This is a genomic window from Micromonospora chokoriensis, from assembly GCF_900091505.1.
GTDB classification, from domain to species: Bacteria; Actinomycetota; Actinomycetes; order Mycobacteriales; family Micromonosporaceae; genus Micromonospora; species Micromonospora chokoriensis.
Map to the genome: position 1 here is coordinate 1,237,551 of NZ_LT607409.1, position 23,361 is coordinate 1,260,911.

The window sequence follows — 23,361 nt, forward strand, 5'->3', positions numbered from 1 at the left end:
GCGATGTGGCGACGGGATTCCCCCCGGAACCTCACCGGCGCCCGTTCACCGGCTGGCCGGAGACGCCGGAGTCCCCGTCCGGCAGGGCCGGACGGGGACTCGCTGGGGCCACTCACTCAGACCGCGCCGAACACACCACCTCGGGTGCCCGCGACGAAGGCGTGCCAGTCACCGGGTGCGAAGACCAGGGCAGGGCCCGCCTTGTCCTTCGAGTCCCGCACTCCGACCGCCCCCGTCACGTACGCCACCTCCACGCAGTTGTCACAGTTCGGACCGCTCTTCGAACTCTTGAACCATGCTGCCTGCGTCAGGTCCACGGGGAACCCCTTGGTCGCCATTTCCACAACGGCTCCTCTGCCAGTTTTGCGATGTGTGCGACGGACTCCTCCGGACGTATGGCCGCAGCGCGGATGTGATCGAAGATGAAGCTGTACTTCTGTAGTTCGTCGCTCTTCTCGAGGAAGAGCCCACCCGTGGCGTTCTCCGCGTACACAACATCCGGATCACCGGGCTCAGGGAAGCTGAGGATCGTGAACGTGCCGTCCATGCCGGCATGCGCACCCACCTCGAAGGGCAGGATCTGCAGCGTCACGTTCGGCAACTCGGCCACCTCGACCAACCGTCTGAGTTGGCCGCGCATCACCTCGTCCCCGCCCACCGGCCGACTCACCACCGCCTCATCGAGCACCACCCACAGATCGACCGGATCGTCCTGGGTCAATAACGACTGACGGCCCAGACGGACACGCACCCTCTGGTGTACCTGATCGGCGGTGAAGTCCGGCCGAGCGGCGCGGATCATGGCCCCGGCGTACTCCTCGGTCTCCAGGAGACCCGGCACGACCTGCTGTTCGTACGCCCTTATCGAGCTCGCCGCCGCCTCCAGCCCGACGTACGCGCCGACGAGCACCGTGCTGTACGGATGCCACCAGCCCTTCTGGCGGGCCTCCCGCGCGATCTGCACGAGCTCGTCGCTCTCGGCGCCGACCACGCCGTAGATCCGCAGCATGTCCCGCACGTCGCGAGGGGTGGCCGTGGTGTGGCCGGTCTCGATCCGGGAAACCTTCGACGCCGAGCACTCCAACTGCTCGGCGACCACCTCGATGGTGATTCCGGCGGACTCCCGCTGGCGGCGCAGCTCGGCACCGAGCCGCCGCCGTCTGATGGTCGGACTGCGCCGCTCACTCATGGCGCAACCCAGGAGTCAGTGGTCCCCGCCGCTGGCTGCTCGACCCCACTCGGGCTACCTCCGGTAACGCGCCACTGGCTGACACCCGCCGTGGGCGCGACCGTCGACCGGCGAGCGTTCGCGACGAAGGGGAGTGGTGCCGGTCCTCGGCCGGCCGCGACGGGCGAAACCGGCCCCCAGTGTGCCGTCCGGACGCGGATGGCTTCAATAGGCCTTTCGCGCGACACGCTCACGTATCGGCAAAAGTCGACGTGCAACTTGCATGAAGCACGTCCCTGATGCACTCTGTCCGTATGGCACGGATCACTCAGCGTCTCCGTTCGCTCCCTCGGAGTGGTGACCCCACCCCTTCGGGGCGGCTGGGCGCGACGCGGGCCCGGCCGACGACACCGAGACCTGCTCCGGGGTAAGGACCCCGCCGCTGCAAGCCGGCAAGCTGCGGCGGCGGGCGCGGTTCCCGGAAGCAGCCGGGTGGTGGTCGGGTGGCGGCACGTCACCAACGGAGTACGGCCCGACCACCGCCATCCGCACCACCGGTTCACGAGGCACGACCCCGTCGCCGGCCGAGACGTCCCCCGTTCAGGCACCGCCGGCAGCCCGCCGGCCAACCCTCCCCAGGAGCCCATGTGCTTCCCCGCACCGGTGACGTACTGCACGTGACTCGCGCGGCGAGTGTCCAGTTCCTCAGGCCGATCAAGTTCCGGGTGATCCGGGTGCTCGACTGGCCCACCTATGACGGCTGGCTCTGGCTCGACGGCTACGAGTTGAACGCCGCGGGCGACGCGGTCAACCGACGTTCGATCTTCGTTCAGCGGGAAGGGCTGCAGCAACTGCAGGCCGCTCCCGAGCCCCGTCCGCACACCGTGCGGGCCCGGCGACCGGTCGCCCGTACCCCGGTTCGGGTGGGCTGACCGGCCCGATCCGCCGCCGGTGGGCGTGCCGTCGCCATAGAATCGGTACGCCCACCCCGGCACAGCTCCACCGCACGTCCAGGACCCTGACCCTGGGATGGTCATGGTCAATCAGCCCGCCCTTCGGCGGCACCACCGCTCCCGTATCGCCTACGCATTCGGACTACTGGCCCTCCTCGGGGCGATGGCCACAGCGCTGGTCCTCCTCCGAGACCCGGCGATGTCGTCCACCCGGCTGACCGCGCCGGTGCCCGCACCGGAGATCACCGTGGTCGACGCCGACCCTCCGTCGTACGACGATCCATCGGTGTACGACGAGCCCGGTTGGATCGGCGCCGACGCTCCCGCCGAGGCCTCCGATCCGCCCGGTTCGGTGGCCGGCCACGGTGCCGGCGGCCAGTCCGACGGCCGTCAGGAGTTGACCGAGGCGGCTCCGGCCGGGCACACCGCCGCCGACGTCCGTCGGTCCCTGTTCTGGTCCGGGATCTTCGGTCTCACCATCTCGCTGGCTGGCCTCGGCATGGTCGGTACCCGCCGCCGAATGTGGTGACCAGCGGTCACGACGTGCTCGTCACCGTGGGGGTCGGCGTGGTCGGGCTCGCCCCGGTGGAGGGTCGGGCCTGGGACACCACCAGCAGCACCTCGTCGTCGGTCGGCACCGGCGTGCCCGCCTCCGGTTCGGTGCCCACCACCGTGCCCGGCGGCAGTTCCGACGGGCGGTACACCACCCGGTAGGAGAGGCCGAGCCGGTTCAACAGCCCCTCGGCGGTGGCCTGCGGTAGGCCGGTGAGCGGCGGCACCGGCACCTCGTCCGGTGCCGTTGTGGTCGGCGAACTGCTCGGCGACTCGCTGGTCGGTGCCGCCGAGGTCGGGGACCCGGTGGTCGGCGCGGCACGTGTCGCACTGGCCGGCGGGACCGAGGGGGTGGGCCCCGGGTCGTCACGGTCGTCGTCCTGGTCGGCGAGCACCAACCAGAGCGCCCCGCCGAGCAGACCGGCGAGCAGCAGGCCGAGCACACCCCAGAGGATCGGCAGCCACCAGCGTCGGCCGCCCTGCTCCTCGACGTACCACTCGGCGGCGTCGGTCGGTCGGGATGGCCGGACCTCGGCCCGCCCGGACCACGACGGCGGTATCTGCGCCGTGCGATCGGCGGGCGTGCCGGTGGGCCGATCGATCGGCATGGTCTCGTCGGGCGACAGATCGGGACGCGCAGGGACGGTTCGGTCGACAGGCGCCGTCTCGTCGGGGTCCGAAGCCGGACCGCGGTCGAGAGGTGCCGTCTCGTCCGCACCTGCGGTGGGTCGGGTCGGTGGCGTTGGCTCCGGCCGGTCGGCGGCCGGGGGCAGGGCTCGGGTCCGGTCGTCGTCGTTCTCGTCGGCGGGAGGCTCCTGGCGGTCGTTGCTCATCGCACGTCCCTTCCCCGAACCGGACGGGCGTCATGGCCCTCGACCGTCAACCTAGTCGCCCAGGGCGCCATCGGCGGGGATCAGCGTGCTGAGCCGCGCCGGAGGCGGCGCGTCGACCGGTGCGGGAAACAGCTCAGGGGGTGGGTTTGCTGGACGGTTGTTCGACGCCGTCCGTCCCGCACCAGATGCTGACCTCGTCGTTCCACCGGGCAGCGCCGTCTTCGGCCGGTTCCTGCCGGGTGACCTTGCCGCTGCGCCCACTGGCGTACCGCGGGTAGAGGCCCTCGTCGATCAATTCGTTGGCGGCCTTGTCGCAGTTGTCCCCGACCACGTCCGGAACCTCGGCTGCCGGCGCCGGGCCCGCGACCTGGAGTTGCACCGTCGTACCCCGGGTGACCTCGGTGCCCACCGCCGGCGACGTGTTCTCGACAGTACGGCCGGTGCCGCCACCGAAGACCAACCGCCAGCCCAGCCGCTGCTTTCGCAACAGGTCCCGGGCCTCGACGAAGTCCGTACCGATCACCGGCGGCACGGTCAGGCCGGTCCCCTTGGTCGCGCCGGCGGAGGTCCGGACGGCCGACGGTGTGGCCCGCCCGGTGCTCGGCCGGGGCGCGGTGGCCTGACCGGTCGGCGAACCGCTCAGGCTCGCGATGGCGAGGGGATCCTCCGCGGACGTGCCGCCGTCGCCAGCCAGCAACCAACCACCCGTCGCGCCGACCGCAGCCAACAGCACAGCGGCCAACCCGCCACCCAGCAACACGCTGGCCCGGCCCGCGCCGGCACCGCCCTGGCCACCGACGGCATCCTGTCGGCCCGTGTTCGTGTCCGTCATACCGCCCACCGCCTCATCACCGGCGACCGTACCGTCCGCCGCCCAACCTGTTGCGCCGGCCGTCCGCACCGGCGGGTCGTTGCGACTCGCCGCGCCGACGACGGGACGTTACGCTGCCCGGCATGGCCAGACAGGGCTGGGGAGTATCGATCGTCACGGCGATCGGGGTCGCTGCCGGCGCGGGCGCCGCTCAACTGGGCTTCGGCTACGGGCTCGGCGTCATCGCCTGGACGCCCACCGAGGCCGGTGCCACCGACACGGCCTGGGCCGATGGCCTCGCCTGGGCCATCTGGCTCGCCGCCAGCTCGACGGTCCTCGGCGCGGTCTGTGCGCAACGACTGCATCACCGCGCCGCACCGAAGCCGGCAGAGGTGGACTCTCCCGACCCGACCACCACGCCGGGCACCCAGACGGACAATCCTGAGTCCGCAGTCGACACCACAGTCCCGGAACCGCCCGCCGAGCGGGACGGTCTGCTGCGCCGGGTGGCACTCGCGCTCGGCGCCGGAATCGGCGGCCTGGTGACGGTGCTGCTGATCGCCGTACCCGCGCGGGTGGCCACCGGCGCGGACACCGGCACACCGCAACGCACCGCCGCCGTTCAGGCGACGCTGGGCATCCTGCTGGGCATGGTCGTCGCGATCTGGGCGCTGCGCTCCCGGGCGGCCGCTGTCAACGTGACCGCGACGGCCGCCTGGCTCTGGCTGCTCGCGGTGGTCTCGGTGGTCGACGGGGTACGCGTCGGACGCGGGCTGACCGGTGCGCAACTGGGCACCTGGCACCTCGACCCGGACCACTCGCACTACTGGATCGGTGGCCAGCTCTACTGGCCGGGCGCGCTGCTGGCGCTCGTACCCGCGCTGCTGATCGGCGTGTTGGCCGCACGGCGGGCAGCGCGTTCGACCGGGCACCGGGTCGGTGCTGCGGCCTCCGGCGCTGCCGGACCGGTGCTCGTCGCGCTCGCCTACCTGACCACTCTGCCGCACTGGTCGACGCTGGGCCCCGCGCAACTGTCCACCCAACTGGTCGCCCCGTACGCGGTGATCGCCGGTGTCGGGGGCTCGGTGCTGGCCGCCGTTCTCGCGGAGCGAGCCGACCGCAACCGGACCACCCAGCTCGGGTCGACTGCGTCGGCGACGGCTGCCGACTCGACCACGGCCGCCGCGACCGAGGTGACCCCTGCCACCACTGGCGGGCCGATCCCGACCCCTCCGGTCGCGGGCACCGACCCCGAGCCGGCGGCCTCCGATCGGTCTACCGGCACCGCAGGTCGTCGTCGCAGGGCCGCCGCACCGGAGCCGGCCGGGACGGGTTCCCGACCGGACGAGGATGCACTCCCCAGGGTGCCCACACCACGGACGGACCCGGACCTCTCCGGGCCGACGGACGAGGGCCGCCCGACACCGACCCCCCGGCGCACCCGCGCAGCCCGCCGCCCCACCACCGACTGACCGGCCTCTTCTGTTGTACCGTGCGGCGTCCAGGCCTGTTCCCTAAGAACAGGCCTTAGTTCACGGGCCAGGTGTGGACGGGTTCGTTGGAGCGCTGGAGTTCCGCGTAGCGCTGGACCATGTGGTGCAGCGCGGCCTTCCGGTCCATGCCGTGCTGCCGCTCGGCCGCCCAGACTGTCTCGGTCTGCCAGACGGCACCGTTGCGGGCGGTCCGACAGCGCTGCTCGATGATGCCGAGCAACCGGTCCCGTTGGGCCGCCGCGACGCCGAACCCGTTCAGCCCGGCCGCAGCGGTGGGCAGCAACTGGTCCAGCACCAGCTTGGTGACCGGCACGTCACCGAGGCCGGGCCAGTGCAGCACGGCGTCGAGGCCACGTCGGGCGGCGGCGTGGAAGTTCTCCTCGGCGGAGCTGAAGGTCAGTTGGCTCCAGATCGGACGGTCCGCCTCGGCCAGGCCGCGAGCCAGCCCGAAGTAGAAGGCCGCGTTGGCGAGCATGTCCACCACCGTCGGGCCGGCCGGCAGCACCCGGTTCTCCACCCGCAGGTGCGGGCGGCCGTCCATGATGTCGTAGACCGGGCGGTTCCACCGGTAGACAGTGCCGTTGTGCAGCCTCAACTCTCCGAGCTTCGGTACGCCACCGGCGTGCAGCACCTCCACCGGGTCCTCGTCCTCACAGATCGGCAGCAACGGCGGAAAATACCGCACGTTCTCCTCGAACAGGTCGAAGATCGAGGTGATCCAGCGTTCGCCGAACCACACCCGTGGGCGTACCCCCTGGGCCTTGAGCTCGTCGGGACGAGTGTCGGTGGCCTGCTGGAACAGGGCGATCCGGGTCTCCGCCCAGAGTTGACGGCCGTACAGGTAGGGGCTGTTCGCTCCGACCGCCACCTGCACCCCCGCGATGGCCTGGGAGGCGTTCCAGTAGTCGGCGAAGCTGTCGGGCGCCACCTGGAGGTGGAACTGGAGGCTGGTGCAGGCGGCTTCGGGGGCGATCGAGTCGGTGTGCGTCCGTAGTTGCTCGACGCCACGGATGTCCAGCTCGATGTCCTCGCCGCGGGCGCCGACGATCTGGTCGTTGAGCACCCGGTAGCGCTCATTGGTGGAGAGGTTGTCCTCGACCAGGTGCCCCTCGGTGAGGGTGGGCAGGATCCCGACCAGGACGATCTTCGCGTCGGACCGGGTCGCGCGCTCGTCGGCCCGGGAGAGGCTGCCGCGCAGGTCACGTTCGTAGTCGGCGAAGCCGGTGCCCTCGATCAGCCGGGGCTCGGCGTTGAGTTCAAGGTTGAACTGCCCCAGCTCGGTCTGGAAGAGCGGATCGGCGATGTCGGCGAGGATCTCCTCGTTGCGCATCGCGGGTTCGGCCGTCGAGTCGACCAGGTTGAGTTCGATCTCCAGGCCGGTCATCGGCCGGTCGGCGTCGAACCCGAAGTCGTCGAGCATGAGGGCGAAGACGTCGAGACAGCGCCGCACCTTCTGCCGGTACCGGATGCGATCATCCCGGGTGAAGGCGCCCTGTGCGACGTCCCTGCCCATATGTCCTCCCGACAGCCGGCGCGGTCGGGATCCTGCCGTCCCGGAAGCGCATTGTGAACCATCAACGGTAAGAGCGCCTACCTGGCCGGGCCAGAGGCCGACGGCGGTGATCCGACGTCGACCCGAGCGGACGGCGCTCGTGGCGCCATCTGTACCCCGTGGCCAGCCGACACGACCCGATGACGGTGCGAACAACTCGTGACAATTACCACGACGTCATCCGGGGTGGTGGACGACGCAGGGCCCGCGCCGACGTGCGGCGCGGGCCCTGCGTAGCGGTGATCCGGGGGGATCAGGCCTGACGGACGGCCTCACCCTCGATCTCAATCTTGATCTTGCGGCTGACCAGCACGCCCCCGGTCTCCAGGGCGACGTTCCAGGTCAGGCCGAACTCCTCACGATCGATCTCGGTGCTCGCGGAGAAGCCGAAGATGTCCTGGCCGAACGGGCTACGGCCGACACCCTCGAACTCCACCTCCAGCTCGACCGGGCGGGTGACGTCCTTGATGGTCAGCTCGCCGGCGAGCACGAACTCGTTGCCGTTACGGGACGTGACCCCGGTGCTGCGGAACTCGAGGGTCGGGAACTTGTCGGAGTCCAGAAACTCGGGGCTGCGCAGGTGGGCGTCCCGGTCGGCCTGGGTGGTGTCGATGCTGGCGGCCTGGATGGTTGCGACGACCGACGACTGCAGCGGGTCCTCCGCGACGGTGATGGTGGCGGTCGCCTCGTTGAACTCACCGCGAACCTTGCTCACCATCATGTGCCGGGCAACGAAGCCGACCCGCTTGTGCGCCACGTCGAGCGCGTAGGTGCCGGCCGTCGGGATGGTGAGGCCGTCCCAGTCGCGGGTAACTGCATCGATGCTGCTGGTCATGCTGCTGTCCTCCAGTAGATTGTTTAGTAGCCCAACGACTGCTTAAGCAACTATAACGGCAACAACATTCCCTGTGTCAAGTACTGCTAGGATGAACCCGTGACCAACGTCTTCGACGATCCCCGGATCACCGCCGTCGGCCTGCTCTTCGAGGCACACGCCGGGCTGTCCGCCCGGTTCAACGCCCAGCTCGAGGAGCACGACCTGTCCGCGGTCGAGTTCGAGGTCATCACCCGACTGGCCCGCTCGCCGGGCAACCAGCTCCGCATGACCGACCTCGCCGCGCAGACCTCGCTGTCGACCAGCGGGGTGACCCGCGTGGTGGACCGGATGGAACGTGACGGCCTCCTCACTCGTCGGGCCTGCCCGAACGACCGGCGCAGTTCGTACGCGGTGGTCACCGCCGCAGGGATGCAGCGCCTGAACGAGACGCTGCCCGGTCACCTGCAGATGATCGAGCAGTGGTTCACCGGCCAACTCGACCCCGAGGCGTTGACCGCCCTCCTCGACGGGTTGCGGCGGGTCCGCGACGCCGCGCATCCATGCGCCACCGCCGGCAGCGACGACACCACCTTCGCGCAGGAGACCGCGACCGAGCAACCCTGAGGGCAGCCGGGCGGTGGGGTGCCCGCACCGGCAGAAAGACCGGCAGAACTGACCCCACCAAGCTGGATCATTCGGGCCAAGTCGACTTTCCGCCGTTGCATCGGTGGCAGGCTTCCTACACCGGGGATCAACCGGGGGGTGACGGCGCGGGCGATCAGCGAGGGGTAGCACCAAGGGGGCTCTTCGCCCGCGCCACTCTCCAGACCCCCCGTCGTCGTCGATCGCGCCGGGAGCGTCCGCCCCAGGGCGCTACCGGGCCGCCGGCCCGTCCCGGTCGGCGGTCAACGCGTAGAGCAGTCCCGACTCATGGGGCAGCAGAGCGATACCGCTCTCCCGACACGCCTGGTCGAGCCGGTCGAGGACCGCCGGGTCAGCGGTGCTCGCAGCCAGCCCCACCAGCGCCTCCACCACGTCCCGCCGCCCCTGGCCCGCCTCGGCAGCGGCGGCGAACCATTCGGCAGCCAACTCCCGGTCACCCCTGTGCAACGCGAGGTTGCCCTCGATCAACGCGCAGAGGCCGACGTCCGGCCCGTCCCCGGACAGCGCGATGTCAGCGGAGCGCTGGCGTGGCACGACCCGCCCGGAAGGTGTACGCACCGAACCCGCCGCCGCAGCCTCGGCCATCCCCGCGCGCAACTCGGCGAGCACCTCGGTCGCCTCCACGGCACGCCCGTCCTGGGCCAGCGCCAACCCGACGGTCCCGAGCGTCCGGCGGCGGCGCCCCTGGTCACCCAACTCGGACAACGCCGCCATCGCCCGCCGACCACGGTCCACGGCGTCGGCGTACCAACCCTCCAGGCGGGCGACCTCGGCTCGATCGGCCCAGACCAGCACCCGCAGCCGCTGCTCCCCACTCTCGGCGGCGAGTCGGTCCGCAGCGGCGAGCCGGCGTCGGGCCGCAGCCAGGTCACCGGTCCGGATCTCGTGCCAGGCAAGGCTGTTCTGAGCCACCGCCAGGTCGCGGGTCCGCCCGTCCCGGGCCGCCAGCCGCAGCACCACCTCGGCCTGCTCGCGCGCCTCGTCCTGTCGGCCGACGGCGATCAACAGTGTGCCGAGCACGTTCCGCGCCTCCAACTCACCGGTGACATCGCCGGCCTGCCGGAAGGTCTCCAGCGCCGCACGCGCCGTCGGCAACTCCTCGGCACCCGCACCGTGCTCGGCCGCGAGGCGGGCGACACCAACTGCGGCCCAGCCCCGCAGGATCGGGTCGGCATCGGCGGTACGCGGGTCCGCCAGCAGGCGGTGCAACCACTGCCGCCCGACGACATCGCGCCCACGGAACCGCCACCAACGGGTCAGGCAGGCCGCCAGCCGCAGCGCCGTCAACGGGTCGTCGGTCGCCGCGTGCGCCAGCGACGAGCTGATGTCACTTGTCATCTCGTCCAGCCGATGCACCGCCTCGGACGACCGCGGGCCAACGAGGTCGACAGCGGTCCGCGCCACCAACCGTGTGATCACCTCCGCGTGTCGCCGCCGGATGCAGGTCAGCTCCCCCTCGCCGGCCGCCTGCTCGACGGCGTACTCACGGACCGCGTCGAGAAGACGGAACCGGAACGAGCCGGTGCCGCGTACGCTCAGCAGCCCCAGCTCGACGAACCGATCCAGCCGGGGGACGGGATCGATCGCCACCGTGCCGTCCCGGTCGGCCGCGTCGGCGAGCATCTCCTCGGCCAACTCCACCGACCAGCGGTTGCCGAACACGGCGAGTTGCCGCAGCGCCAACCGCTCGTCCGGTGCCAGCAGTCGGTAGCTGGTCGCCACCGCCTCGCGCAGGGTGACCGTGGCGACCGCGGAAGGGGTGGTCGACCGTCGGGTGAGCGCGTCCGGCGCATCCCAACCGGGGTGGACCGTGGCGTCGGCGGGAGTGGCCAGGTCGAGCACCCGATCGCCGTACCGGTCCAGCAGCTCGGTGAGGTCGAGGAGCCGCCCCCGGGCGGCCATCAGCTCGATGGCGAGCGGCAACCCGCCCAGGCGGCGCACCAGCGCGGCGAGCGCGGGCAACTCGTCGGGGGTGGGTGCCTCCCGGCGGACCTGGGCGAGGCGGGCGGTGAACAGGGCCACCGCCGGCCACGTTTCGAGCGTGGCCAGTCCGGTGTGCGCGACGTCCGGGGGCGGCACGTCGAGCGGCGCGACCGGCCAGACCCGTTCGCCGGGTAGACCGACCGGGTGCCGCCCGGTGACCAGCACCCGCAGCGACGGCAGGGCTGCGACCAGCCGGTGCACCGTCGCGGCGACCGGACCGGGGGCGCGTTCCACAGCGTCCATCACCAGCAGGACCGGTCGGCCGGCGAACTGTGCCACGAGTTCCGTCGGCCGCGTCGCGCCGAGCACGGCCATCGAGGCGGCGAGCACGTCCGGCCCGTCCGAGCCCTCACCGATCAGCACCCCGGCCACTCCGGCCGGGTGGGCGGGGGCCACCACATGGGCCACCGACGTCGCCAGGGCGGTCTTGCCGACCCCGGCCAGCCCGACCAGGCTCACCAGCCGGGGCCCCCGCTCCTCGGTCAGCATGGCGCGCAGCTCGGTGATGTCGCGGTCCCGACCGATCAGCGCGACCGGAGGCGGGAGAGTGACCGGCCGGTCGGCCGACGGGACAGCGAGCGCCGTCGAGGTGGTGTCCGGCCGGGTCGGCTCGGTGCCGGAGCCGCGGGCCGCAGCCAGGAACGCCGCCCGATCGGCTCCGGCCAACGACAACGCCGCAGCGAGCAGGTCCACGGTGGTGCGCTGCGGTCGGACCGCCCGACCACGCTCCAGATCACGCACCGTCCGCACACCCACCCCGGCCCGGGACGCCAGCTCGGCCTGGGTCAGGCCGGCGGCCCGTCGATGCTCGCGGAGCAGCTCCGGCAGCGGGGTACGGCCAGCCGGGCTCCGCGACCCATCATGATCCGGAGTCATGGGCACGAAGAGTACGGATCGACTCCGACCGTTGGCAGTCGAACGTCGGGCTATTGACGTCCACCCGCCGAAATCCGACAGCCGTACGGCCAGCCCGTCCGGTACGGACGGCGGGTGGAACGGTTCAGAGGCCCAGGTCCCGAGCGATGATCATCCGCTGCACCTCGCTCGTGCCCTCGCCGATCTCCAGGATCTTGGAGTCCCGCCAGAAACGGGCCACCGGGTACTCGTTCATGAAGCCGTACCCGCCGTGGATCTGGGTCGCCTCCCGGGCGTTGTCGACAGCGATCGTGCTGGCGTGCAGCTTGGCGATGGCGGCCTGCCGCTTGAACGGCTCGCCGGCCAGCATCCGGGCGGCGGCGTCGTAGTAGGCCAGTCGGGCGGTGTGCGCCTTCAGCTCCATGTCCGCGATCTTGAACTGGATCGCCTGGTTGGCGCCGATCGGCTGACCGAAGGCGTGCCGCTCCTTCGCGTACTTGATCGACTCGTCGACACAGCCCTGCGCGAGGCCGACCGCCAGCGCGGCGATGGCGATCCGACCCTCGTCGAGGATCCGGAGGAACTGCGCAAAGCCCCGACCCCGCGCGCCGAGCAGGTTGGCCGCCGGTACGCGGCAGTCGTCGAAGGTCAGCTCGTGGGTGTCCGAGGCGGTCCAGCCCACCTTGGAGTAGCCCGGCGCGACGGTGAACCCGGGCGTGCCGGTCGGCACGATGATCGTCGACAACTCCTTGGAGCCGTCCGGGTTCGTGCCGGTCACCGCCGTGACGGTCACCATCGCCGTGATGTCGGTGCCCGAGTTGGTGATGAACGCCTTCGACCCGTTGATCACCCACTCGTCGCCGTCCAGGACCGCGCGAGTCTGGGTGCCGGCGGCGTCGGAGCCGGTGCCCGGCTCGGTGAGCCCGAAACCGGCCAGGGCCTCGCCGCTGAGCAGCCGGGGCAGCCAGGTCGCCTTCTGCTCCTCGGTGCCGAAGCGGTAGATCGGCATCGCGCCCAACGAGACCGCCGCCTCCAGCGTGATGGCCACGCTGGAGTCGACCCGCGCCAACTCCTCCAGGGCCAGACAGAGCGCGAAGTAGTCGCCGCCCATCCCACCGTGCTCCTCGGCGAAGGGCAGGCCGAACAGGCCCATCTTGCCCATCTGCCGGACCACTTCGTACGGGAAGGTGTGCTGCTCGTAGTGCTCGGCAATGACCGGGGCAACCACCTCGCGGGCAAAGTCCCGCACGCTCTCCCGCAGCGCCGCTTGTTCGTCGGTGAGCCGGAAGTCCATCTCATCCTCCAGTAGGGACGGTCCGCCGGCGCTCGTGACGCCGGAACGGGTCGCTGTGCGGGCGGTCGAGGATCAGACCGGGGTCACGCCGTGCCGGCGTCGGGAGAAGTGCCGGTCCTTCGTACGGGCCGCCGCGAAGCGACGGACCAGCTCGGTACGCAGGTCGTGCGGCTCGACGATGGCGTCCACCACCAGCTCGCTGGCGAGCCGGACCACGTCGATGTCCTGCTCGTACTCGGCTCGCTTGGCGGCCACGAAGGCGGCCCGCTCGGCCTCGTCCTCGATGGCGGCGATCTTGTTGGCGTAGACGGCGTTCACGGCGGCCTCGGCCCCCATCACCGCGATCTTCGCGGTCGGCAGGGCGATCGTGGCGTCCGGCTCGAACCCGGGGCCGGCCATCGCGTAGAGGCCGGCGCCGTACGCCTTGCGGACCACGACGCAGATCTTCGGGACCGTCGCCTCGGAGATCGCGGTGATCATCTTGGCGCCGTGCCGGATGATGCCCTGCTTCTCCACCGCGCTGCCGACCATGAAGCCGGGTACGTCGCTGAGGAACAGCAGCGGCACGTTGAACGCGTCGCAGAGCTGCACGAACCGGGTGGCCTTGTCGGCCGAGTCGACGAAGAGCACGCCGCCCTTGAACATCGAGTTGTTGCCGACGACGCCGACGACCTGCCCGTCGAGGCGGCCGAATCCGATGGTCAGCTCCTTGGCCCAGAGGGCCTGGATCTCGAAGAAGGACCCCTCGTCGAGCAGGCCCTTCGCGTACCGCCGCATGTCGAACGCCTGCCGCTCGCTGGCCGGCACCAGCGCGGCCAGGTCGGCCTTCGCGGGCGCGGCGACGGCCGGCGCGGCCGGCGGCGTCTGGGTCCAGTTCGCCGGGAGGTACGACAGGTAGGTCTTCACCACGTCGAGCGCGTCGGCCTCGGTCTTGCAGAGGAAGTGCCCGACACCCGATTCGGCGGTGTGCACCTTGGCCCCGCCCATCGCCTCCAGGGTGGTCTTCTCGCCGGTGACCATCTCGACCATCCGGTCGGAGCCGAGGTACATGCTCGCGTTGCCGTCGACCAGGGCCACCACGTCGCAGAACGCCGGAATGTACGCCCCACCGGCGGCGCTCGGACCGAACAGCGCGCACACCTGCGGGATCGAGCCGGAGGCGCGCACCTGGTTCCAGAAGATCTTGCCGGCGCCACGACGGCCGGGGAAGAGGTCGACCTGGTCGGTGATCCGCGCGCCGGCCGAGTCGACCAGGTAGACCATCGGCACGCCGGCGCCGTACGCCCGCTCGATGATTCGGATGATCTTCTCGACGGTGCGGGCGCCCCAGCTGCCGGCCTTGACGGTGGAGTCGTTGGCCATCAGGCAGACCTGCCGGCCGTCGATCGTGGCGGTGCCGGTGACCACGCCGTCGGCGGGCAACCCCTCGGCCATCGAGTTGGCGTAGAGGCCGTCCTCGACGAACGAACCCTCGTCGACCAGGAGCGCGACCCGCTCACGGGCGAAGAGCTTGCCCTTGGCCGCGTTGGCCGCGTGGTACTTGTCCGCGCCGCCGGACCGGGCCCGCTTGCGCAGCTGCTCCAGTGCTTCACCGTCGAGCGTCACGCCGACTCCCTCGCCGTACCGACCTGAACGATCGTTAGGCTAGCGCATCGGCGCGGCTGTCGGCGACCTACGAGCGAACCAGACAGTTGACCCGAGAACAAGACATTGAAAAACGTAAATACATGTCGCTAGGCTCCTGGCACCCCTCCTCCCAGATTGGAGTCAGCGATGACCTCACGACTCAATCGGCTCGCCGTCGCGGTGCTCGCGACGACACTCGCCACCCTCGGCGTCACGGTCGCCAACCCGGCGCCCGCGTCCGCCGCCATGACCATCTGTTACAACACCAGCCAGGCAGGCAGCTACGCCGGCACCGCCAACCAGGCCGCCTCGATCTGGAACAACGCCACAAACAACCTGACGCTCTCCGCCAACTGCGGCTCCAACCTGCGGATCTACCAGATCACCGGCGGCGGCTCGTACGCCGTCCGGACCAGCCTCGGCAACGGCCGGGTCTACATCGACACCCAGCAGGCCGCGCAGTACAGCCCGCTTCGCATCATGACCCACGAGATCGGGCACATCCTCGGGCTGCCGGACAACTACAACGGCAACTGCTCGCTGCTGATGTCCGGTGGCAGCGCCGGCACCAGCTGCACCAACCCGTACCCGAGCAGCGCCGAGGCGAACCGGGTGAGCAACCTCTTCGCCGGCACGTTCAGTGCCACCGACCGCAGCGCGGACATCTTCCGCGACAGCTGGCCGGGCGCGCTCACCACGGTGGGCTGATCGACGTGGCACGTGAGAAGGGGCCGGCGCGTGCGCCGGCCCCTTCGTCGCATCCGAACCGTTCAGCTCGGCATCGGCGTCAGTCGGGTCCGTGGACCGGCCCGCAGCACACCCGACGGCAGCCTCTTGCCGAGCAACTCCTCGGCCAGCTCCGCCGCCTCGACGAGGGCCGCCAGGTCGATGCCGGTGTCGATGCCCATGTCGTGCAGCATGTGCACGGCCTCCTCGGTCGCCAGGTTGCCGCTCGCCCCCGGCGCGTACGGGCAGCCGCCCAGGCCACCGACGCTGGCGTCGAACTCGGTCACCCCCAGCTCCAACGCGGTCAACAGGTTGGCCAGCGCCGTCCCCCGGGTGTTGTGGAAGTGCAGCAGCACCGGCACGTTCGCGTTCCGGTCGCGTACCGCGGTCAGCAGCTCACGGACCCGGCGCGGCGTGCCCATGCCGGTGGTGTCGCCGAACGCGACCCGGTCCGCGCCGTCCCGGACCACCCGGTCGACGATGCCGGCCACCCGTGCCGGGTCGACGTCACCCTCGTACGGGCAGCCGAAGCTGGTCGCCACGATCACCTCCACCCGCGCGGACGCGCCGTGCAGGAGGTCGATCAGTTCGGCGATGTCGTCCAACGACTCGTCGGTCGACCGGTTGACGTTGCGGCGGTTGTGCGTGTCGCTGGCGGAGACCACCACCTCGATCTCGGTGAACCCGGCGGCGAGAGCCCGCTGGGCACCCCGGGTGTTCGGCACCAGCGCCGAGTACCGGACCCCGTCGGCCTTGGCGGCCCGCTGCCACACCTCGTCGGCGTCGGCCATCTGCGGGATCGCCCTCGGATGCACGAACGACACCGCCTCGATCCGGCGCACACCGGTGCCGGAGAGGGCGTCGAGCAGACGGACCTTGGCGTCGGTCGGGATCGGGTCCTCGTTCTGCAACCCGTCCCGGGGCCCGACCTCGCGGATCGAGACGGAATCCGGCAACTGGCTCATCGGTCACCTCACTGTGACGTCGGAGTGGTGTCAGCTCTACTGCGGGCAACGGTAACGGCACGGCCAGCCGGCCGCGCCGGCCGCGCCGACTGGCTGATCAAGAGGTTTGCGTCATCAGCGGCCACATTCCTGACGCAAACCTCTTGATCACCGGGGGCGTTACCGGGGGCGTTACCGGGGTCAGCGCATTCGGGGGACGATGCCTGTGTCGTAGGTGCCGGAGCGGAACTCCTCGTTGTCCAGCAGCTCGGCGAAGAAGGGCACGTTGTTCTTCGGACCTTCGATCTGGAAGGCGGCCACCGCCGTCCGGGCCCGCTCGAGCACCTCGTCGCGGGTCGCGCCGCTGATGATCAGCTTCGCCATCAGGCTGTCGTAGAACGGGGTGACCGTGTTGCCCTCGGTGTAGCCGGAATCCACCCGGACACCCGCGCCCGCGGGCTCCACCCAGGTCGTCACCACACCAGGGCCGGGCAGGAAACGCTTCGGGTCCTCCGCGTTGATCCGCATCTCGATGGCGTGCCCGGCCGGCGTCAGGGCGTCCGGGTCGAACGTCGGCGCCAGCCCGGACGCCACCCGCAACTGCTCCTCGACCAGGTCGATCCCGTAGACGTACTCGGTCACCGGGTGCTCCACCTGGAGCCGCGTGTTCATCTCGAGAAAGAAGAACTCGCCCGAGGTGGGATCGAGCAGGCACTCCACAGTGCCCGCGTTGCGGTAACCGACCGCCTCGCCAGCCCGGACCGCCGCCGCCAGCAGGCGGACCCGCAGCTCCGGCGAGACCGCCGGGGACGGGGACTCCTCGACCAGCTTCTGGTTCCGTCGCTGCACCGAGCACTCCCGCTCACCGAGCGCCACCACCCGACCGTCGGCCAGGCCGAGGATCTGCACCTCGACGTGGCGCACCCGGGGGAAGTAGCGCTCGATCAACACCGACCCGTCGCCGAACATCCGCTCGGCGAACGCGCGCACCTTGTCGTACTCGCTGCGGAGCGCGGCCTCGTCCACGGCGACGCCCATGCCCATGCCGCCGCCACCGGCCGCGGCCTTGACCATCACCGGGTAGCCGATCTCGGCGGCGGCCGTCACCGCCGCGTCCAGGTCGGCGGCCGGGTCGGTGGTGCCCGGCGCGACCGGAACACCGGCCGCCGCCATCAGGTTCCGGGCATTGATCTTGTCGCCCATCGCGGTGATCGCGTCCGCGTCGGGGCCGACCCAGATCAGGCCACTGGCCTCGACGGTACGGGCGAAGTCGGCGTTCTCCGACAGGAAGCCGTAGCCGGGGTGGATGGCCTGCGCACCCGTCGCCTTCGCGGCGGCGAGGATCGCCTCGGTGTTGCGGTAGCTCAGGGCCGGGTTCGCCGGGCCGATGAGGACCGCCTCGTCCGCCTCCGCCACGAACGGCAGGTCGGCATCGGCCTCCGAGTGAACCGCGATGGCGCGGATGCCGAGCCGCTTGGCGGTCCGGATGATCCGGCGGGCGATCTCACCCCGATTGGCTACCAGCAGTGACTCGATCATGTTTCCTCCCGGCGTCCGGATGGTGGGACGGTGGTTAGGGAATCATGACCGACGAACCTGTGACGAGTCGGGCTCAGGCGAGCAACGCGGCAAGTGTCGCGCCGCGCAGCAGCTCCGCCCGGCGACGCCGGTCCACCTCGCCGCCCAGGAACGGAGTCGAGTTCATCAACCCGAACGCGGCGTGCGCGAGCACCCGCGCCTCACCGTCGGGCATGCCCGGGTGCAGGGCGGTGAGCACGGTGACCCACTCCTCGACGTAGAGCCGTTGCAAGCGACGGATCCGTCGCCTCGGCTCCTCCGGCAGGCGGTCCAACTCGTTCAGGTGCAACGCGATCACCGCCGGGTTGGCCAGCGCGAACTCGACGTGGAAGTCGATCAGCGACTCCAGCACGCCGCGCGGGTCGTCCGGCTGCCCGGCGGCGCGTTCCCGCCCGCCGGCCAGCAACCCCTCACTGACCGGGATCAGCGCGGCGGCCAGCATGGCCTCCTTGCCGGCGAAGTGGTGGTAGAGCGCCGGACCGGTGACCCCCGCCGCCGCGCCGATGTCGTCCATCGACACACCGTGGTAGCCACGCGCGGCGAACAGGCCGACCGCGATCTCCAGGATCTCGTCCTTGCGGGACCTGCGCCGGCCCGCACCCGTGGCACCCCGTGCCTGCTGCTCCACCGTCACCGGGCAAGCCTAGACCGCGATCCGGCCCCGGTGGGCCGCTGGTCGGCGAGCGGTTCAGCACACCCCGGCCCGGGCCGCCCCGCTCAGTCGTCCGGGTCGAGGTCGTGCTCCGTTCGCAGAGCGGCGGCCTCCGCGGGCCGGTCCAGCAGATCCAGGGCACGGGCCAACAGCCAGGCCGTCTGTCGGACCGGTCGCGAGTCGGCCGGCAGCCCACCGAGAACCCGTCGCAGGAGCGGCTCCGCCTCCGCCGGACGGTCCAGTCGAAGCAGCAGCTCACCGGTGAGGATCTCCACCTGGGCGGCCTCACCGAAAGCCTCGATCGACCGTAGCCGGTCGGGCACCCCGTCCAGCCGCGCCAGCGCCTCGTCCGGCCGGTTCTCGGTCGTCAGCACCCGCGCCCCGACCTCGGCGACCATCGCCAGCTCGTACGTCACCGGTGGCTCCGGCTGCCCGGTCAGTGTCACCGCCAGCGCGTCCGCCTGCTCGACGGCCCGAGTCGCCGCCGGCCGGTCGTCCGCCCAGAACCAGGCGTACGCCTCCCGCCGGCGCGCCCGCAACTCGTCCAGCGGCAGGTCGCCGAGCCGGTACGCCTCGGCGGCCGCGGCGAACCGCTCCGCGCCGGCCGCGTCCCGGTCCGCGTCGTAGAGGATGTCCCCGGCCTCCTCCAGCACCTGCGCCCGGTACGGGAGGTTGTCCGGACCATCGAGGTTGTCGGCCAACTGCTCCAGCAGGGCGAGGGCCGGTTTGATCTCGCCGAGCCCGGCGTACACGCCAGCCAGCAGGTGCCGGCACCGGTCCGCCTCGGCCTGGGCGCCGAGCCGGTCGAGACCCAGGACCGCCTCCTCGGCGACCTCGGCCGCCTCGCCGAGCCGACCCACCATCCGGTACGCGTTCGCCAACTCCCACCGCAGGAACGCGTCCCCCTCGTCGCCCCGCTCCACGCAGAGCGTCACCGCCTCGACGAAGTCGTCCACCGCGTCGGCGGCCCGGCCGGCCGCGAGCAACGCGCGGGCACGGGCAACGCGAACCGCCAACTCCGCTTCCGTCGGGGCCGACGCGAGCGCCTCGTCGCAGGCGGCCACCGCCTCGGCCGGGTCGTCCACCGTCCGGGCGTACGCCAGGGAGGCCGCGGTGACCAGCTCATCGACGCCGACGTCCCGGCCGATGCGGCGGGCCTCGGCGGCGGCGGCTCGCGCCTCGTCGAGACGTTCCGACTGCTCCAGCACGTGCGCCCGGTGCAGCGCGGCCCGGGCCGCCAGGTACGGGTCGCCACCCGCGTCGGCCGGCATCCGGTCCAGCGCCGCGAGCGCCTCGGCCCAGCGTTCCTGCTGGAGCAGCGCCAACGCCACCCGGTGGTGGGCGGCGGCCCGCTGCCGGGCGTCGCCGTCCCGGTCCAGCACCTCCGCTGCCTTCCGGACCAACGCCAACCCCTCGTCGGCGTCGTCGGAGCGGGCCAGCAGCACGCCGAGTCGCCCCGCGACCACCTGGGCAGACAGCTCGTCGCCCTCCGTCAGGTAGAGGTCCAGAGCCGCTCGGTTCGACTCGATCGCACCCGGCAGATCCTCCTCGTCGCCGCGCTCGGCCGCCCGCAACGCCATCCGCTGCGCGACGGTACGCGGGGGCAGGTCGGCTGCGCCGAACCGCTCGTCGTAGGCGGTCAACGCCGCCCGGAACATGGCCGGGTCGTGCCGACCCCAGCTCTGCTCGGCGAGGGCCAGAAGCTCGTCCGGCCCGGCGTCGGCAGGCACCGTCGGTGCGGGTGCCTCGGGCTTGCCGGGGCGCGTCGCGTTGCCGGCCGCTACCGGGCGCCCCTCGTGGTGGGACGTGGTCGGCTCGTCCCCGCCCCTCAGTGGCGGGCGACGACGGACGCTCGCGGACAGCGGCAGGTGCTCACCGCTCGGTCGTACGGCGAGCCGGCGGGCGATCCACTCCGACTGGTGGGTGGTGCCGTTGCGGGCGTCGAAACGCTCCGCCAACTCGGTGGCGGTCCGCGTCAGCTCGTCGGCGAGCACCGACGCCGACACCTCGCCGGCCGGTCGGCCCTCGGCGGCGCGGCGGTACACGGTCGCCACTCCGCCCTGACCGGCCTGGCGCATCGCGGCGGCGGCCGTGGCCGCGAAGTGCATCGCGGCGGCCGGCGACGGTGCCCGGTCCAGCCAGTCCAGGTGCCGCTCGACCAACTCCACCGCCCGCGCCTTGTTGCCGGTCACCGTGCAGAACTCGACGTGGTCGCCGATGTCCCACAGGTCGGCGAGGTTGCCGCGCAACCGGCGGTACGCCTCCCGGTGCGCGTCCCGCGCCGACTCGGCCCGCCCGGTCCGCAGGTACGGCAGGAGCAGCGCGGTGAGGATCGCCTGCGGCTGCTCGTTGCAGGTGAGCCGGCCGGCGAGCACCGGCTCGGCCAGCGCCACCGCCTCCGCGTCCCGCCCGGTGTCGGCGAGGTAGTTGACCTGGCTCGTCGGGTCACAGCCGGCGCAATCGGAGAGATCGTCGCGCGGCGTGGTCTGCCAGAGCCGGTACCAGTGCGCGGCCGCCTCGGCGTCACCCACGTGGTCGGCGACCCGGAACCGGTGCTTGTGGACGGTCTGCAGGCTGTGCCCACCGGCCCGGTAGCGGCGCTCCATGTCGTCCAGCACCGCGTACGTGCGGTCGAGGGGCACCTCCGGGAAGTTCAGCAACCCGGTGATCATGTATTTGAAGTGCCACAGCAGGTTGTGCGCGTGGCGTTGGTGATAGGGCTGCGGGTCACTGTCGAACTCGGACAGACACCAGGAGAAGGTCACGAAGGACTTCGCCGGCTCACCGCCGTAGACGTAACCGGTGGTGGCCTGCATCCGGGTGACGAAGGCCAGGTGCCGGTCGTCGGCGGCATCCACCCGGCGCAGCAACTGCTCGAACGCGGCGATCTGCCCCGCCCCGTACGGCATGTCGGAGATGCCGCGCAGCGCCCGCCAGAGATCCTCGTCGCTCATGCTCGCCCCTGTCCCGGTACGGCCCGGCCGAGCAGGCCGAGGAAGGAATCGTTCAGCAGCGCCGCATCGGCAGCGCGGATCGGATGGTGGCCGAGCAGCAGCGCCTGGCCGTACAGCGCCTCGACGGCGAGCCCCACCAGCTCCGGGTCGGCCAGCGCGGTGACCCGGCGGACCAACGGGTTGCGGTGGTTGAGCACCAGCTGCGGGCGGTCCGGCGGCGCGGTGGCGGCCAGCGCGTCGAGGACACCGCCCCACAGTTCGTCCGCTCGCTCCCGACTGGCCGCCAACTGGTCGTTGAACGCCGCCGACCTGCTCACCAGGTAGAGCGCGGGCAGCGACACCGGTTCGTACGCCCGGATCACCACCTCGCAGCCGGACCGTTCGACGGCCCGCTGCGCGGCGGCGAGGAACGGCCGCAGCGCCATCTCCACCTGCGGGTCGAGCGCGTCGAAGCGGGTGGTCAGGTCGCTCGGTTCCAGCCGTTCGATCAGCACCGAGCGGTCCACCGCCGGCAACCGCTCGATCAGCTCGGTGTCGTACGTGTAGCCGCCGTTGACCACCGCCAGGTCCTGCGCGGCGGCCACCGCGGCGAGCTGCCGGAACTCGTCCAGGCTCGCCGCGTACCGGAGCACGCCGTAGCGCTCCCGGAACTCGGCGAGGGTGAGCGTGCCGACGTTGGTGTCCATCGGCCACCACCTGTCGACCAGCTGGAGCATCTCGTCGTCGTGCAGCGCCAGTGCCTTCACCCCCAGGTGGTGCACCTGGAGGAACTCGGCCAGCCGGTGCGGGTCGTGCCGGGCCAGCCGGACCAGCCAGCCGCGTACCTGGTCGCCGAGCGCCTCCCGGGTCGTGGTCAGCAGGGTGTCCTCGTAGAGGGCTTCCCGGCTGGCGGTGGGGCGCAGCTCGGCAGCGTCCACCACGCAGTGCGCGAAGAAGGCCCAGTCCGGCAGCAACCCGTCGGCGTGTTCGGTGAGCAGCATCCGCTTGAGGTAGACCCGGTGCCCGGCACGGGCCGCCGGGTTCACCGGGGTGGGCAGGATGAAGGCGACACCGGTGAGCCCGGCCTCCGGCACGCTCAGGGGCAGCACGTCGAACGGGTCGATGCCGAGCGTCTCCCGGGCGTACGCGACAAGTGCCGCCCGGTCGACGGGCGCGCCGGGGGCGGTCGGCCAGGGCGGTTCGCCGGTGGTGGTGACCACGTCACCGACCCGGACGGTGACCGGCAGCAGTGACCCGAAGAGCCGGGCCAGGTCGGTGACGGTCGGGGTGGCGAACCACTGGTCGGCGTCGCGGCGGGGCACCAGCGTGACGGTGGTGCCCGGTTCGGCGCGGGAGGCTTCCGGTGGCGCCAGGCTCACCGCGTACCGGCCGTCGGCGTACCCGGTCCACCGCACCGTCGGGTGGTCGCCGTTGCGGGTGAACACCTGGATCTCGTCGGCGACCAGGAAGCAGGAGAGCAGGCCGATGCCGAACTGGCCGAGGAACTCGTGCCGGGAGAAGCCGAGTTCGTCCCTCTTGGAGCTGCGGCCGATGGTGGCCAGCAACTCGTGTACCTGCGCCTCGGTCAGGCCGATGCCGGTGTCGTGCACCCGCAGCGTGCCGTCACCGGTGGTCTCGGGTGTCTCGACGCGGACCAGGGCCGGCGCGTCCGGCTCGGTCGAGCGCCGCGCGGTGATCGCGTCTACCGCGTTCTGCAGCAGCTCGCGCACGTAGACCCGCGGACTGCCGTAGAGGTGGTGGCTGAGCAGGTCGACCACGCCACGGAGGTCGACCTGGAAGGTGTGGTCCACGTGCGTTCTCCCCCGGTCCCGACATGCCGGCGCCCACCGTACCGATGATCACCGACACGCGCGTCCCCCTTTCGCCCGGCGGCTTGACCCTCGACCCGGTCGAACCCGCACGGTCGC

Annotated in this window: 19 protein-coding genes; 5 read left to right on the plus strand and 14 right to left on the minus strand. The window is 71.6% G+C overall.

Annotated elements, in window-relative coordinates; translation table 11 throughout:
• Nucleotides 1-116: 116 nt before the first annotated feature.
• Complete coding sequence (locus GA0070612_RS05810) at nucleotides 117-338, minus strand: DUF397 domain-containing protein (protein ID WP_088986986.1); 222 nt, start codon at nucleotides 336-338, stop codon at nucleotides 117-119.
• Complete coding sequence (locus GA0070612_RS05815; RefSeq protein WP_088986987.1) at nucleotides 308-1,189, minus strand: helix-turn-helix domain-containing protein; 882 nt, start codon at nucleotides 1,187-1,189, stop codon at nucleotides 308-310. The genes GA0070612_RS05810 and GA0070612_RS05815 overlap by 31 nt, the downstream gene beginning before the upstream one ends.
• 626 nt (nucleotides 1,190-1,815) lie before the next feature.
• On the opposite strand from GA0070612_RS05815, the gene GA0070612_RS05820 reads away from it, so the two are divergent.
• On the plus strand, nucleotides 1,816-2,100 hold the full coding sequence (locus GA0070612_RS05820; RefSeq protein ID WP_088986988.1) for a hypothetical protein: 285 nt from the start codon (nucleotides 1,816-1,818) through the stop codon (nucleotides 2,098-2,100).
• Nucleotides 2,101-2,197: 97 nt separating this feature from the next.
• Nucleotides 2,198-2,650 (plus strand): hypothetical protein, encoded by a 453-nt coding sequence (locus tag GA0070612_RS05825; protein ID WP_088986989.1) that lies wholly within the window; start codon nucleotides 2,198-2,200, stop codon nucleotides 2,648-2,650.
• Nucleotides 2,651-2,657: 7 nt separating this feature from the next.
• Here the strand turns inward: GA0070612_RS05825 and GA0070612_RS05830 are convergent, their stop codons facing one another.
• Together GA0070612_RS05830 and GA0070612_RS05835 are read right to left on the minus strand one after the other, a co-directional pair.
• Complete coding sequence (locus GA0070612_RS05830; protein ID WP_088986990.1) at nucleotides 2,658-3,506, minus strand: PASTA domain-containing protein; 849 nt, start codon at nucleotides 3,504-3,506, stop codon at nucleotides 2,658-2,660.
• Nucleotides 3,507-3,639: 133 nt separating this feature from the next.
• On the minus strand, nucleotides 3,640-4,338 hold the full coding sequence (locus GA0070612_RS05835; protein ID WP_088991295.1) for a PASTA domain-containing protein: 699 nt from the start codon (nucleotides 4,336-4,338) through the stop codon (nucleotides 3,640-3,642).
• A gap of 122 nt (nucleotides 4,339-4,460) precedes the next feature.
• Between GA0070612_RS05835 and GA0070612_RS05840 the strand changes: the two genes are divergently transcribed.
• The gene (locus GA0070612_RS05840; RefSeq protein ID WP_088986991.1) at nucleotides 4,461-5,789 is read left to right on the plus strand and encodes a hypothetical protein; all 1,329 of its coding nucleotides are present in this window, start codon (nucleotides 4,461-4,463) and stop codon (nucleotides 5,787-5,789) included.
• A gap of 55 nt (nucleotides 5,790-5,844) precedes the next feature.
• Here the strand turns inward: GA0070612_RS05840 and GA0070612_RS05845 are convergent, their stop codons facing one another.
• Nucleotides 5,845-7,323, minus strand: coding sequence for a glutamate--cysteine ligase (locus GA0070612_RS05845; protein WP_088986992.1), 1,479 nt, complete (start codon nucleotides 7,321-7,323; stop codon nucleotides 5,845-5,847).
• 292 nt (nucleotides 7,324-7,615) lie between these two features.
• Nucleotides 7,616-8,197, minus strand: coding sequence for a YceI family protein (locus GA0070612_RS05850; RefSeq protein WP_088986993.1), 582 nt, complete (start codon nucleotides 8,195-8,197; stop codon nucleotides 7,616-7,618).
• Between the two features lie 99 nt (nucleotides 8,198-8,296).
• Here GA0070612_RS05850 and GA0070612_RS05855 point away from each other — a divergent pair, with 99 nt between their 5' ends.
• Nucleotides 8,297-8,803, plus strand: coding sequence for a MarR family winged helix-turn-helix transcriptional regulator (locus tag GA0070612_RS05855; RefSeq protein WP_088986994.1), 507 nt, complete (start codon nucleotides 8,297-8,299; stop codon nucleotides 8,801-8,803).
• Between the two features lie 249 nt (nucleotides 8,804-9,052).
• Here GA0070612_RS05855 and GA0070612_RS05860 read toward each other — a convergent pair whose 3' ends face one another.
• The 3 genes from GA0070612_RS05860 to GA0070612_RS05870 all read right to left on the minus strand — a co-directional run bounded on the left by GA0070612_RS05860 (nucleotide 9,053) and on the right by GA0070612_RS05870 (nucleotide 14,579).
• The gene (locus GA0070612_RS05860; RefSeq protein ID WP_088986995.1) at nucleotides 9,053-11,701 is read right to left on the minus strand and encodes an ATP-binding protein; all 2,649 of its coding nucleotides are present in this window, start codon (nucleotides 11,699-11,701) and stop codon (nucleotides 9,053-9,055) included.
• Between the two features lie 124 nt (nucleotides 11,702-11,825).
• Nucleotides 11,826-12,974 (minus strand): acyl-CoA dehydrogenase family protein, encoded by a 1,149-nt coding sequence (locus tag GA0070612_RS05865; RefSeq protein WP_088986996.1) that lies wholly within the window; start codon nucleotides 12,972-12,974, stop codon nucleotides 11,826-11,828.
• 72 nt (nucleotides 12,975-13,046) lie between these two features.
• Nucleotides 13,047-14,579: an acyl-CoA carboxylase subunit beta gene (locus GA0070612_RS05870; RefSeq protein WP_088986997.1), complete on the minus strand. Its 1,533-nt coding sequence runs from the start codon at nucleotides 14,577-14,579 to the stop codon at nucleotides 13,047-13,049.
• A 168-nt stretch (nucleotides 14,580-14,747) separates the two neighbouring features.
• On the opposite strand from GA0070612_RS05870, the gene GA0070612_RS05875 reads away from it, so the two are divergent.
• Nucleotides 14,748-15,308 carry a snapalysin family zinc-dependent metalloprotease gene (locus tag GA0070612_RS05875; RefSeq protein ID WP_088986998.1) on the plus strand — a complete coding sequence of 187 codons (561 nt, stop codon included), beginning with the start codon at nucleotides 14,748-14,750 and terminating at the stop codon, nucleotides 15,306-15,308.
• 62 nt (nucleotides 15,309-15,370) lie between these two features.
• Here GA0070612_RS05875 and GA0070612_RS05880 read toward each other — a convergent pair whose 3' ends face one another.
• From GA0070612_RS05880 to GA0070612_RS05900, 5 genes are all read right to left on the minus strand, one after another.
• Nucleotides 15,371-16,282 carry a hydroxymethylglutaryl-CoA lyase gene (locus tag GA0070612_RS05880; protein WP_197699409.1) on the minus strand — a complete coding sequence of 304 codons (912 nt, stop codon included), beginning with the start codon at nucleotides 16,280-16,282 and terminating at the stop codon, nucleotides 15,371-15,373.
• A 189-nt stretch (nucleotides 16,283-16,471) separates the two neighbouring features.
• A complete protein-coding gene (locus tag GA0070612_RS05885) occupies nucleotides 16,472-17,809 on the minus strand; it encodes an acetyl-CoA carboxylase biotin carboxylase subunit (protein WP_088987000.1) in 1,338 nt (445 codons plus the stop codon).
• Between the two features lie 73 nt (nucleotides 17,810-17,882).
• Entirely contained in the window at nucleotides 17,883-18,482 is a 600-nt protein-coding gene (locus GA0070612_RS05890; protein WP_088987001.1) for a TetR/AcrR family transcriptional regulator, read from the minus strand.
• An 83-nt stretch (nucleotides 18,483-18,565) separates the two neighbouring features.
• Nucleotides 18,566-21,454, minus strand: a complete 2,889-nt coding sequence (locus tag GA0070612_RS05895) for a hypothetical protein (RefSeq protein WP_088987002.1) — start codon at nucleotides 21,452-21,454, stop codon at nucleotides 18,566-18,568.
• On the minus strand, nucleotides 21,451-23,244 hold the full coding sequence (locus tag GA0070612_RS05900; RefSeq protein WP_088987003.1) for an HSP90 family protein: 1,794 nt from the start codon (nucleotides 23,242-23,244) through the stop codon (nucleotides 21,451-21,453). Before GA0070612_RS05900 ends, GA0070612_RS05895 begins: the two co-directional genes overlap by 4 nt.
• Between the last annotated feature and the right edge of the window lie 117 nt (nucleotides 23,245-23,361).